Below are 13,666 nucleotides of genomic sequence, written 5' to 3'. Positions count from 1 at the left end.
ATGGATCAGGGTACGGAGGGCACCGCCAAGCACGTCGATTACCTGAAGCGGCTCACGGCGGATCTGCGGCGCACCCGGCGGCGGCTGTCCGAACTCGAAGGCAAGCTGAGCGAGCCGGTCGCGGTGGTGGGCATGGCGTGCCGGTATTCCGGTGGCGTCGATTCGCCGGAAGCGTTGTGGGACATGCTGATGGCCGGCCGCGACGGCGTCTCCGACTTCCCCATTGACCGCGGCTGGGATATCGACGGCATGTACGACCCGGATCCGGACCAGCCCGGTAAGACCTACACCCGCCGCGGTAGCTTCCTGCAAAATGCGGGCGACTTCGACGCCGGCTTCTTCGGGATCGGACCCAACGAGGCGCTCGCGATGGACCCACAGCAGCGGGTGATGCTGGAGTTGTCCTGGGAAGCGTTGGAACGCAGCGGGATTGATCCGACCACCCTGCGCGGCACCTCGACAGGCGTATTCGCCGGCGTGATCCACGCCGGCTACGGCGGCGAAGTCAAGGGAGACCTGGAAGGCTACGGACTGACCGGGTCGACGTTGAGCGTGACGTCGGGACGGGTCGCCTATGTGCTGGGTCTCGAGGGGCCGGCGGTGTCGGTGGACACCGCATGTTCCTCGTCCTTGGTGGCGCTGCATCTGGCGGTCCAGTCACTGCGTTCGGGGGAGTGCGATCTGGCGTTGGTGGGGGGCGTGACGGTGATGGCCACGCCGGCGGCGTTCGTCGAGTTCAGCCGGCAGCGGGCATTGGCCGCCGATGGCCGGTGCAAGGCGTACGCGGGCGCAGCCGACGGCACGTCCTGGTCGGAAGGTGCCGGCGTGCTCGTCGTTGAGCGGTTGGCCGACGCGCAGCGCTCGGGCCGCCCGGTGCTGGCGGTGGTGCGGGGTTCGGCCGTCAATCAAGACGGCGCGTCCAACGGTCTGACCGCGCCGAACGGTCCGGCGCAGCAGCGCGTAATCCGGTCGGCGCTGGCCAGCGCGGCTCTCGGCACGGCGGACGTGGACATCGTCGAAGGGCACGGGACGGGCACCAGATTGGGCGATCCCATTGAGGCGCAGGCGATTTTGGCGACCTACGGGCAGGACCGCGCCGAACCGCTCTGGCTGGGCTCGATCAAATCCAACATCGGCCACACCTCGGCGGCCGCGGGTGTGGCGGGGTTGATCAAGATGGTGCTGGCCATGCAGCACCAGGTGATGCCCAAGACGTTGCACGTGGATATGCCGACGCCGCACGTGGATTGGTCGGCTGGTGCGGTGTCGCTGCTCACCGACACCAGGCCCTGGCCGTCGCCGGGACGGCCGCGCCGGGCCGGTGTCTCGTCGTTCGGCATCAGCGGCACCAACGCGCACGTGATCCTCGAAGAACCAGGGACCGCCGAAAGCCCGGTCGCACCACAGTTCAGCGGAGCAGTTCCGTGGGTGTTGTCGGCGCGCTCGGCCGACGCGCTGGCCAATCAGACGCGGCGCCTGCTGGCGCACGCCGGCGCCGACGCCGATGTGCGAGCGCTGGATGTCGGCTGGTCGTTGGCCAGCACACGAGCGGTCTTCGAGCATCGCGCCGTGGTGGTCGGCGCCGATCGCGCCGAGCTGATGGACGGATTAGGACGGGTCGCGGCCGGCGAGCCGGCCGCTGGTGTCGCGGTGGGCCGCGCGCACACGGTGGGCAAGACGGTGTTCATGTTTCCTGGTCAGGGTGCCCAGTATCTGGACATGGGCCGTGTGCTGCACGAGCGATTCCCGTTGTTCGCCAAGCGGTTTGACGAAGTTGCCCGGGCATTGGATGAGCACCTCAGAGTGCCGCTGCGGCAGGTGATTTGGGGAACGGATGCGGCGTTGCTGGAAAGCACGGAGTTCGCGCAGCCGGCCTTGTTCGCCGTCGAGGTCGCGTTGGCGGCCCTATTGCAGTCGTGGGGGGTGGTCCCCGACCTGGTGCTGGGCCATTCGGTAGGAGAGATCGCCGCCGCGCAGGTGGCCGGTGTGCTGACGCTGCCGGACGCGGCCCGCCTGGTGGTGGCCCGGGGTCGGCTGATGGCTGAACTGCCGGCTGGCGGATCGATGGTGGCCGTGGCCGTCGGCGAGGACGAAGCCGCGCCGCTGCTCGGCGACGGTGTCAGCATCGCCGCGGTCAATGCGCCTGACTCCGTGGTGCTTTCAGGTGAGCGGGCGGCGGTCGCCGCGGTGCTCGAGCGGCTGAACGGTAGGCGGACGCACCGGCTGGCGGTCTCCCACGCGTTTCACTCGTCGTCGATGGAGCCCATGATCGCGGAGTTCTCCGCGCTGCTGGCCGATGTCGCCGTGGGTGCGCCGCGGATCGGGCTGGTGTCGAACGTCACCGGGCGCCTCGCCGACACCGGGTATGGCTCGACCTCGTACTGGGTGGAGCACGTGCGAAAACCGGTTCGTTTCGCCGACAGTGTGCAACTGGCGCGGTCTCTGGGAGCCGAGATCTTCGTCGAGGCGGGTCCCAGTGGCGGATTGACCGGTCTGGTCGAACAGTGCCTGGGTGAGCACGCGGTTTCGGTCCCCGTGCTGGTCAAAGACCGTCCGGAAGTCTCGTCGTTGTTCACCGCGTTGGGCCGATTGTTCACCGAGGGCGTCGGAGTGAACTGGTCCGAGACCTTCGCGGGCCTGGAACCACAGCGCGTCGAGTTGCCGACGTACGGCTTTGTCCGGCAGCACTTTTGGCTGTCCGACCTCGGGGTCGGTGCCGCCGGTCTGAGCGCGGTGGGACTGGCCGGGCTCGGGCATCCTCTGCTGGGTGCGGCGGTGGCCCGGCCCGACGATGGCGGAGTGGTGCTGACGGGTTCGTTGTCGCCCGGCGTGCAGCGCTGGCTGGCCGATCACGTGGTGAGCGGTATGACGTTGTTCCCGGGCGCGGGATTCGTCGAACTGGTGCTGCGGGCCGGCGACGAGGTCGGTGCGCAGGTGATCGAGGAGCTGACGTTGTTGGCTCCATTGGGATTGCCTCCCGGAGGGGTGCGGATCCAGGTGGTCGTCGGCGCCGTCGACGACGCCGGGCGCCGGAATGTGTCGGTGTACTCGGCTGCGGCCGAATCCGATTCGTGGCTGTTGCATGCCGAGGGCGTGCTGGGTCCGGGTGGCATTGGCGGGGGAGCGGACCTCTCGGCGTGGCCGCCGGTCGGCGCCACGGCGGTGGACATATCCGACGTGTACGAGCGGCTGACCGAACGCGGCTACGGCTACGGTCCGACATTCCGGGGTCTGCGCAAGGTATGGCGGCGCGGGCGGGAGGCGTTCGCCGAGGTGGTCGCTCCCAGGGGTCTGAGCCTGGGTGGCTTCGCGCTCCATCCGGCGATGTTGGACGCGGCATTACACGCCTGGGGGGTGGTCGAAGGTGACCAGCAATTGGCGTTGCCGTTCTCCTGGCAGGGCGTTTCGTTACACGGCGCCGGGGCCTCCCGGCTGCGGGTCCGGATAGCGCCGACCGGTGCGGGATCGGTTTCGGTGCAAATGGCGGATTCTTCGGGGTTGCCGGTGTTGTCGGTGCGGGAACTGATCGTGCGCCCGATTTCCGCGCAGGCGCTGTCGGCGGCGATCTCGGCGGGACTGCCCGCCGGTGCTGAATTGTTGGACGTCGCATGGACACCGCTGGAGCGCGACGTCGTCGATGCCGCCGACCATCTGAAGATCTGGGAGCTGGATTCGGACACCGTGCCCACGGCCACTCATCGGGCGCTGGAGGTGTTGCAGGCGCATCTGGGTAGCGACGGGTCTGGTCTCCTTGCTGTGCTCACCCGCGGCGCGGTGGGACTGCCGAATGAGGCCGTGTCGGATCTGGCCGGTGCGGCGGTCTGGGGGCTGGTGCGAGCGGCGCAGGCCGAGCATCCGGGCCGAGTGGTGCTGGTCGATACCGACGACTCGGTGGCGGTCGCAGACGCGGTGCGTTGCGCAGAGCCGCAACTGGCCGTGCGGTCGGGTGCGGTGTACGGGGCCCGGCTGGCGCGGGTCGGGTCATCATCCGTGCTGGAGCTGCCAAATGGGTTGTGGCGGTTGGCTGTCGGTACCGCGGACACACTGGACGACGTGACCGCCCGTCCCACCGAGCGAGTGGAGTTGAGGCCCGGGCAGCTGCGCATCGCCGTGGCCGCGGTGGGCGTGAACTTCCGGGATGTGCTGGTGGCGTTGGGCATGTACCCCGGTGGCGGAGAGCTCGGCGCCGAGGGTGCCGGAGTGGTCGTCGAGGTGGGACCCGGGGTGGCCGGGTTCTCGCCGGGCGACCAGGTCATGGGCCTGTTGGGTGTGGTCGCTTCCGAAGCGGTCGTGGACCAGCGCATGGTGACCGCGGTACCTCCCGACTGGTCGTTGGACAGGGCCGCAAGCGTTCCGGTGGTGTTCATGACGGCCATGTACGGACTGTCGCTGCTCGCCGGGCTGAAAAGCGGCGAACGGGTGCTGGTGCATGCCGCCACCGGCGGGGTGGGCATGGCGGCGGTCCAGTTGGCGCGACACTGGGGTTGTGAGGTATTCGCCACCGCCAGCCGCGGCAAGTGGGACACGTTGCGGGCGATGGGTTTTGACGACGAACACATCGCCGACTCCCGCACCCTGGACTTCGAGACACAGTTCACCGAGGTCACCGACGGCGCCGGGATCGACGTGGTGCTCAACTCCCTGGCCGGCGAATTCACCGATGCGTCGCTGCGGCTGATGGTCCCCGGCGGGCGGTTCGTCGAGATGGGCAAGACCGACCGACGCACCCCCGAGGCCGTCGCCGAGAAATACCCAGGCATCACCTACCGGGCGTTCGACCTGATGGACGCCGGCGCGGATCGCATCGCCGCCATGCTTACCGAGGTGCTGGCCATGCTGAGGTCCGGTGCCCTGAAGCCGTTGCCGGTCCGGGTTTTCGACGTTCGCAGCGCCCGGCAGGCGTACCGGTTCGTCAGCCAAGCCCGCCACATCGGCAAGGTGGTGCTGAGCCTGCCGTCCGCGCCGGACGGGCCGGTAAAAGCGCAGTCACCGCTCACGGGTGGCACCGTTGTGATCACCGGCGGCACCGGCATGGCGGGGGCGGCGGTCGCCAGGCATCTGGCCGAGCGCTACGGCGTTGCTCACCTGATGTTGCTCAGTCGCTCCGGGGTGGACGCGGATGGAGTGGGCGAGTTGGTGTCCGAGCTGGACCGGACCGGAGCGCGGGTGACGGTCGCCCGATGCGATGTCTCTGACCGCGACGCGGTGGCCGCACTCCTGGCGCAGATACCCGAGAAATGGCCCCTCAAGGGCGTTTTCCACGCTGCGGGAGTACTGGACGACGCGGTCGTCACCTCCCTGACCGCCGACCGCATCGATGCGGTGTTACGGGTCAAGGTCGAGGGCGCCCGGAACCTGCACGAGCTCACGCGCGACGCGAATTTGGCTGCCTTCGTGATGTTCTCGTCGCTGGCTGGGATCGTGGGGAGCCCGGGTCAGGGAAACTACGCGGCCGCCAACGCCTACCTCGACGGGCTGGCCAGTCAGCGGCGCCAACAAGGACTTCCGGGCTTGTCGATCGCCTGGGGACTGTGGGAGCAGACCAGCGCGATGACCCGTCACCTCGGCGATCGAGACTTGGAACGGATGAGGCGAGTCGGGCTGTCACCGCTGACCACCGAGCAGGCGCTGCAACTACTCGACGCCGCGCTGCTCACCGATCAGGCGCTCGTCGTCGCGGCGCGGTTGAGCAGCACCGCGGTGACCGCCGAGACCGAACTGCCGCCGCTGTGGCGGGATCTGGTCACCCGCCGGACCCGCCGCGTCGTAGACGCCACCGACAATGCGGCCGCAGCCACGGGTCTCGTCGCGCGGCTGCACACCCTGTCGCCCGAGCAGCGGCAGCGTGAACTCACCGAATTCATCGCCGACAACGCCGCAACCGTATTGGGCCACAACAGCACCATCGACATCGACGCGCAAAAAGCGTTCCAGGAACTCGGATTCGACTCGCTGACCGCGGTCGAACTGCGCAACCGGCTCAAAACCGCCACCGGACTGACACTTTCGCCGACGCTGATCTTCGACTATCCGACGCCGGCCGCGCTGGCCGAACATCTCGCCGACCGGTTGGCCACCAGTGCGCCACCCGTCGCCGAGCAACCCCACGTGTTAGGCCGATTCAACGACATCACCCGCGAACTCGACGCACTCATCCAGCAACCGGACTGGACCGAGGAAGAAAAAACGCACGCCAGTGCCCGGCTGCAGGCACTGATCGCCAACCTGACCGCGCCGCACACCAACGGACAGAACACTGTTCGCGGCGAGGACATCGGCAGCGCCACCGACAGCGAGCTGTTCGCCATCCTCGACGACGATCTGGGGCCCTGATGCGCCCGACGGACATTGCGGTCATCGGGATGGCCTGCCGCTTCCCGGCAGCGGCCAGTACGCGCGATTTCTGGCAACTGATCTGTGACGGACGTGAAGTCACCGAACCCCTCGAGAACGTCGCCGAATTCGACGCGGACTTCTTCAACGTGTCCCCCCGCGAAGCGGCCGCGATGGACCCGCGGCAACGGCTGGCCCTGGAGTTGGCCTGGGAGGTGTTCGAAGACGCGTTCGTCGTGCCGGAGAAGCTGCGGGGCACACCGCTCGGGGTCTATCTCGGCGCGATGAACGACGACTATGCGTTGCTGATGCTGCGCGAGGCCGCCGGCGACGTCGATCACCATGCCTTCGCCGGGCTCGGTCGGGGGATGATCGCCAACCGGCTCTCGTACTTCTACGGTCTGCATGGTCCCAGCTTCACCGTCGACTGCGGCCAGTCGTCCTCCCTGGTCGCAGTGCATCTGGCGTGTGAAAGCCTGCGTAACGGGGCCACCGAGATGGCCATCGCAGGTGGCATTCACCTCAACGTGGCGCCCGAAACCGCAATGCTGGAAACGAAATTCGGGGCCGTCTCGGCGTCCGGGCACACCTACGCCTTCGACGAACGTGCGGACGGTTACGTGCGGGGTGAAGGCGGAGCGCTGATTCTGCTGAGGCCGTTGCGCGCCGCGCTGGATGACGGGAACCGCATCCACGCGGTCATCTCGGGAAGCGCGGTCGGCAACGCGGGCCACGACACCGCCGCGGTGACGGTGCCCTCGTCCCGGGCGCAGGCCGAGGTGATACGTCGTGCCCTGGCCGACGCCAGCCTGAACCCCGACCAGGTCGACTACGTCGAGGCGCACGGTACCGGCACGCAGGTGGGAGATCCGGTCGAGGCCACGGCACTGCACGAGGTGTTCGGTGCGCGCCGGCACCGTCCGGTCGCGGTCGGGTCGGTCAAGACGAATATCGGGCACACCGGCGCCGCCGCCGGAGTGGCGGGCCTGGTCAAGACGGTGCTGTCGATCGAGAATGCCGCTATCCCAGCGAGTCTCAACTTCGTCAGAGCGGGCATGGCACTTCAGGAACTGGGTCTGAAAGTCAACGACACCCTGACGCCGTGGGGTGCTGCGCAGCCGCGCCGGGCCGGTGTCTCGTCATTCGGAATGGGCGGTACCAACGCGCACGTCATGGTCGAACAGGCACCGGCAGCGAAAACGGCCGTGAGTGGGCGCGTCGGCGAGGTCACCGTGCCGTGGGTGCTGTCCGCCCGCTCGGCCGTGGCGTTGACGGGTCAGGCTCGCCGATTGGCCGATCGGGCAACCACACTCGACATCGTCGACGCGGGTTGGTCGTTGGCGACCACCCGCGCCCTCTTGGAACATCGCGCCGTGCTGGTCGGTGACCGCGCGGGCCTGACGGCCGGGCTGACGGGTTTGGCCGCCGGTGCGCGCGGTGCCGGGGTGGTGGCCGGACGGGCGCGGTCGTTGGGCAAGACGGTGTTCGTGTTTCCCGGGCAGGGGTCGCAATACCTCGGCATGGGGCACCAGTTGTATCAACGGTTTCCGATCTTCGCCGACGCGTTCGACCGGACGGCCGACGAGTTGGACCTGCATCTCAGAGTGCCGTTGCGACAGGTGATCTGGGGCGCCGATGCGAAGCTGCTGGAAAGTACCGAGTTCGCGCAGCCCGCTCTGTTCGCCGTGCAGGTGGCCTTGGCCGCGCTGCTACGGAGTTGGGGTGTGACACCTGACGTTGTGCTGGGGCACTCCGTCGGGGAAATCGCCGCGGCGTACGAAGCCGGGGTGTTGACATTGCCGGATGCGGCGCGGGTGGTGGCCGTGCGGGGGCAGTTGATGGCGGAGCTGCCGCGGGACGGAGTGATGGTCGCGGTGGCCGCAGGAGAGGCCGAGACACTGCCGCTGCTCGATGACCGGGTCAGCCTGGCGGCGGTGAATGCGCCGGACTCGGTGGTGCTGTCCGGGCCGGAGGCCGCAGTCAACGCGGTGGTTGATCGGCTGTCGAGGGGCGGCCGGCGGGCGCGCCGACTAGCGGTGTCGCACGCGTTCCATTCGGCGCTGATGGAACCCATGCTGGACGACTTCGCGCAACTGCTCGCCGGTGTGTCGGCGCATCGCGCGCGAATTCCGTTGATTCCCAACGTTTCCGGTCACCTCGGCGGTGTTGGATACGGGTCGGTCCAGTACTGGGTCCAGCACGTGCGGGAGCCGGTCCGGTTTGCCGATGGTGTGCAGACGGCGCTGGGTCTGGGTGCCGAAGTCTTCGTCGAGGTGGGTCCGGGCGCCGGACTGACCGCGGACCAGGACGTCTCGGTGGTGACGCTGGTCGAGGATCGCCCCGAAGTCGACGCCGTGCTCACCGGTGTAGGCCGACTGTTCGTCGCCGGGATGAAGGTGAATTGGGCTCCCGTGTTCGACGGCCTCGGCGCCCGCCGGGTGGACCTGCCGACCTATGCGTTTGCACGGCAAAGCTTTTGGCTGGAAGCCGGTGCCGCAGAAACTACGCACGCCCCCGGCACGGAGCGGTTGCGGGACTCGGATGCCGCGGAGCGGCGTCGTGTGCTGGTGGATTTGGTGTGCTTCCACGCGGCCGTCGTGCTGGGCCACGCCGACGGCCGGCGCGTGGATGCCGAGCGCGCCTTCCAGGATCTCGGGTTCACCTCGATGACCGGTGTGGAACTGCGCGATCGCCTCAAATCGGAGCCTCGCCTGGCGGGATTGACGCTAGCCCGCACGCTGATTTTCGACTATCCCACCCCGTCCGCCCTTGCCGGGCACCTGGTCGAACAATTATCGGGCCACGGCGAAGGACAATCCGAGGAAGAAAGCATTTGGGGGCTTTTGCGCAACATTCCCATCGCCGAGCTGCGCCGAACCGGATTGCTCGAAAGGCTGCTACTACTGGCCGGACAACCGGAAAAGGCCAGCACAGCACTCGATGTCGGCGAAGAGGTCATCGACTCGCTCAGTCCCGACGCGTTAATCGCGATGACCCTCGAATCGCAAGAATAAACCGTCGATAAAAGGAAATTCGGGTCCGAAATCGGCCCGGATACGACAGGTGTCGAATAAGCGGAATCTTTGCGACGTCCCGAATTGACCACTAAACTGCACATTCGGGCAACAGATCAGCGGGGGCAACCAATCGAGGCAGGTGCATGAGCGTCATCGCAGGTGTGTACGGGGCATTGCCGCCACACCGATACAGCCAGAGTGAGATCACCGACCTTTTCGTCGGGTTCCCGGGTCTTCAGGAACACGAGGACATCGTGCGGCGTCTGCACAAATCCGCCAAGGTCAACGGTCGCCACTTCGTGCTGCCGCTCGAGCAGTACCCGGCGCTGACCGACTTCGGCGCCGCCAACGAGATCTTCATCGACAAGGCGGTCGATCTCGGCATCGAGGCACTGATGGGCGCCCTCGACGAAGCCGGGCTACAACCGCAGGACATCGACCTGATCGTCACCACGACCGTCACCGGAGTGGCCGTGCCGTCGTTGGATGCCCGGATCGCCGGCCGGCTCGGCCTGCGTCCCGACGTCCGACGGATGCCGCTGTTCGGCCTGGGTTGCGTCGCCGGCGCGGCGGGTGTGGGGCGACTGAACGACTATCTGCGTGGCGCCCCGGACGACGTCGCCGTCCTGATCTCCGTCGAGCTGTGCTCGCTCACCTACCCCGCGGTCAAGCCGACGGTGTCGGGACTGGTGGGTTCGGCGCTGTTCGGCGACGGCGCAGCAGCTGTGGTCGCCGTCGGAGACCGGCGCGCTGAAAAACTGAGTGCCGCCGGCCCGGACATCATCGACTCACGCAGCAGCCTGTACCCCGAATCCCTGCACATCATGGGCTGGGACGTGGGCTCGCACGGTCTGCAGCTGCGGTTGTCACCGGATCTGACCGATCTGATCGAGCAATACCTGGCCTCCGACGTAGACGGCTTCCTTACCGCGCACGGCTTGACCAAGGACGACATCGGTGCCTGGGTGAGCCACCCCGGCGGACCGAAGGTCATCCACGCGATCACCGACAGCCTGCAGTTGGCACCCGAGGCGCTCGAGCTGACGTGGCGCTCGCTCGGCGAAATCGGGAACCTGTCGTCCTCGTCGGTCCTGCACATCCTGCGCGACACCATCGAGAAGCGTCCGCCCACCGGCAGTCCCGGCTTGATGCTGGCGATGGGCCCCGGGTTCTGCGCGGAACTGGTGTTACTGCGCTGGCACTGATTCGTCCACCTGCACCGTCAGACCCGGCCGGGGACTCAGCGCGGCGAAGTTGGCCGCGCGAATGCGCTGGGGTGGCAGTCGAAGTCGGGTCCGGGCCAGCAGTCGCGCCAGCATGACGGTCATCTCGGTGACCGCCATGACCGCGCCGATACACCGGTGCAACCCGCCACTGAACGGAATGAATTCGTGCGGAGCGGGTTTGCGGTAACCAGCTGTTGAGGGGTCCCACCGCTCCGGGCGAAATTCGCGGGGATGAGGCCATGCCGCGGCGTCTCGGTGCGTCACATACGCACTGAACACGATCATCCGCCCGGTCCGGATCCGGTGCCCGTCGAAAGACAGGTCGCGCATCACCCGTCGGGCCGAGATCACCCCCGGTGAGTACAGCCGAAGTGTCTCGTGCACAACGCCGTTGAGGTAGGTCAGCGCAGTGAGATCCGCAGCCGTAGGCGTCCTGCCGCCCAGCACCCGGTCCACTTCTTCGGCGGCGGCGTCCCACGCGCCGGGCAGCGTGAGCAAGGTATAGGCCGCCCATGCCAGTGCGGCGCTGGTGGTTTCGAAACCGGCGGTGATCATCGACACGATCTGATCGCGAATCTCGTTGTCGCTCAGGGTTGCACCTTCGTCGGAGCGACCGTTGAGCAAGATGGTCAGCAGGTGGTCGTCGGGTCTGGTATTGGCCCGCGCATCGGCGATCTCACTGTCCATCAGGTCGTCGATGCGCTTGCGGGCGGTCATCGCTGCCCGCCAGCCCCGCGAGTTGAACCGCCGCTGCAGGCGCATCACCTGCGGGGGCCGGTGAGTGAGGTCGAGCAGGGGTTGCAGTTGCTCGCCCAGGAAGTCCGAATGCGCGGCCATGCGCGAACCGAACAGACTCTCAGCGGTGCTGCGCCGCACAACCGAGCGGAACTCGGCATAGATGTCCAGCCGCTGGCCGGCCCGCCAGCCGTCGATCGCGCTGTCCACGGTGGACACCATGGTCTGCACGTAGTCCTGAATCTGCCGGTGCCGCAGACCGGGTGCGACCACACTGCGCCGCCGGCGATGGTCCGCACCGTCACTGACGATCAGCGCGGTCGGGCCGTCGACGGGCGCCAGATTCTCGAACGTCTCGCGCCAGCTGAACGCGTCGGCGTTGGCGAAGATGAACTTGTTCGCCTCGGGGCCCAACAGATATACGAACCCGTGCCGCCCGATGCCGGCGTTGGTCACCGAACCATGACGCTTGTACAGCGCGAGCAGCGCTTCGCCGGGCGGATACGAGATCGGCTTCATTCGAGTGTTTCCGACAATTCGAGCCATTGGCCCTCCAACATGACGACGTCGTCTTCCAGCGTGCGCAGCTGCTGGGTCAGCGCCGTGATGCCGACGTGGTCGGATTGGTCGTGCTCGGCGAGTTCGGTGTGCTTGGCGGTGATCCGTTCGGTCAGGCGCGCGAGTTGACGGTCGATGGAGGCCAATTCCTTCTCGGCGGCGCGCCGCTGCGCACCCGACATCGCCTGTGCCGTTTGCGCCGGTGCGTCTGCGCCGGTCCTGGCCGTGGTGCGGGTGGCGAGCTCGAGGTATTCGTCGATGCCGCCGGGCAGATGCCGCAACCGGCCGTCCAGGATCGCGTACTGCTGGTCGGTGACGCGTTCGAGCAGGTAACGGTCGTGGGATACCACGATCAAGGTGCCCGCCCAGGAGTCGAGCAGGTCTTCGGTGGCGGTCAACATGTCGGTGTCGACGTCGTTGGTGGGTTCGTCGAGTAGCAGCACATTCGGCTCGGCCAGCAGGGTGAGCATGAGCTGCAGACGCCGTCGCTGACCACCGGACAGCTCACGGACACGCGCCGACAACTGCCCGCGGCCGAAGCCCAGCCGCTCGAGCAACTGGGTGGGCGTCATCTCCCGGCCCTCCACCTCATAACCGGTCTGCAGGCGGCCCAGTACGTCGGCGATTCGCTCGGCGGCCAGAGCTTTCAGCTCGTCCCCACGCTGATCCAGCACCGCCAGCTGCACCGTCTTGCCGCGCTTGACCCGCCCGCTGTCCGGCTGGACCGTACCGGCGATCAAGCCCAGCAGCGTCGACTTTCCGGCGCCGTTCGCTCCGACGATGCCGGTGCGTTCCCCGGGCGCGATGCGCCACTCGACGTCGCGCAACACCGCGCGACCCTGGTAGGAAACCGATACGTCGAGCAGATCGACGACGTCCTTGCCCAGCCGGGAGGTGGCCAGTTTGGCCAACTCGACGGGGTTGCGCAGCGGCGGGACGTCCGCGATCAGCTGGTTGGCGGCCTCGATCCGGAATTTGGGCTTGGAGGTGCGCGCGGGGGGCCCGCGGCGCAACCACGCCAATTCCTTGCGCATCAGGTTCTGCCGTTTGGCTTCTGCCGCGGCGGCGATCCGGTCCCGTTCGACCCGTTGCAGCACATACGCGGCGTATCCGCCTTCGAACGGTTCGACGACGCCGTCGTGCACTTCCCAGGTTGTGGTGGCGACTTCGTCCAGAAACCAGCGGTCGTGGGTGACCAGCAACAGTCCGCCGCTGTTGCGTGCCCAGCGCTGACACAGATGGCGCGCCAGCCAGGTGATGCCCTCGATGTCGAGATGGTTGGTGGGTTCGTCGAGGGCGATCACATCCCATTCACCGATCAGCAATTGGGCCAGTTGCACCCGTCGCCGCTGACCGCCGCTGAGGGTCGAAATCGTTGTGTCCCAATCGATGTCGGATACGAGCCCGTCGACCACGTCGCGGATGCGGGCGTCGCCGGCCCATTGGTGTTCGGGTTGGTCGCCGACGAGCGTCGCGGCGACGGTGCTGCCTGCGTCCAGGGTGTCGGCCTGGCTGAGCGCGCTGACTCGCAGCCCGCTCCGGTGGGTGACCCGGCCGGAGTCCGGCCGGACCGAGCCGGCGAGCAGGCCCAGCAAGCTGGACTTACCGTCCCCGTTTCGGCCCACGATGCCGATGCGGGCGCCGTCGTTCACGCCGAGCGTGACCGAATCGAAGATCACCTGGGTCGGATATGCCAGGTGCACGGCCTCGGCTCCGAGCAGGTGTGCCACTTTGACGACGGTAGTAGGTGCGGCAGCGGGTGGTCATGCGCGGACCGTGTGCGTGACAGCGGCCGCC

4 protein-coding genes and 1 pseudogene are annotated in these 13,666 nt (G+C 67.6%); 3 read left to right on the top strand and 2 right to left on the bottom strand.

What is annotated here, in order from left to right; translation table 11 throughout:
• The 3 genes and pseudogenes from AC5Y47_RS05630 to AC5Y47_RS05620 form a co-directional block, all read left to right on the top strand.
• A complete protein-coding gene (locus tag AC5Y47_RS05630; RefSeq protein WP_499942818.1) occupies positions 1-6,333 on the top strand; it encodes an SDR family NAD(P)-dependent oxidoreductase in 6,333 nt (2,110 codons plus the stop codon).
• Entirely contained in the window at positions 6,333-9,347 is a 3,015-nt protein-coding gene (locus tag AC5Y47_RS05625) for a type I polyketide synthase (protein WP_499942815.1), read from the top strand. The genes AC5Y47_RS05630 and AC5Y47_RS05625 overlap by 1 nt, the downstream gene beginning before the upstream one ends.
• A gap of 143 nt (positions 9,348-9,490) precedes the next feature.
• Positions 9,491-10,555 (top strand): annotated as a pseudogene (locus AC5Y47_RS05620) (type III polyketide synthase); the annotation flags it as partial.
• Here the strand turns inward: AC5Y47_RS05620 and AC5Y47_RS05615 are convergent.
• Both AC5Y47_RS05615 and AC5Y47_RS05610 read right to left on the bottom strand, forming a co-directional pair.
• A complete protein-coding gene (locus AC5Y47_RS05615; RefSeq protein ID WP_499942891.1) occupies positions 10,538-11,821 on the bottom strand; it encodes a cytochrome P450 in 1,284 nt (427 codons plus the stop codon). The pseudogene AC5Y47_RS05620 and the gene AC5Y47_RS05615 sit on opposite strands and share 18 nt — an antisense overlap.
• Positions 11,822-11,826: 5 nt before the next feature.
• Positions 11,827-13,599: an ABC-F family ATP-binding cassette domain-containing protein gene (locus tag AC5Y47_RS05610; protein ID WP_499942813.1), complete on the bottom strand. Its 1,773-nt coding sequence runs from the start codon at positions 13,597-13,599 to the stop codon at positions 11,827-11,829.
• Positions 13,600-13,666 lie beyond the last annotated feature (67 nt).

It is taken from the genome of Mycobacterium sp. NGS22, assembly GCF_059813095.1.
Note: the sequence above shows the minus strand (reverse complement) of the source record. Positions and strands in the feature narration are given on the sequence as shown.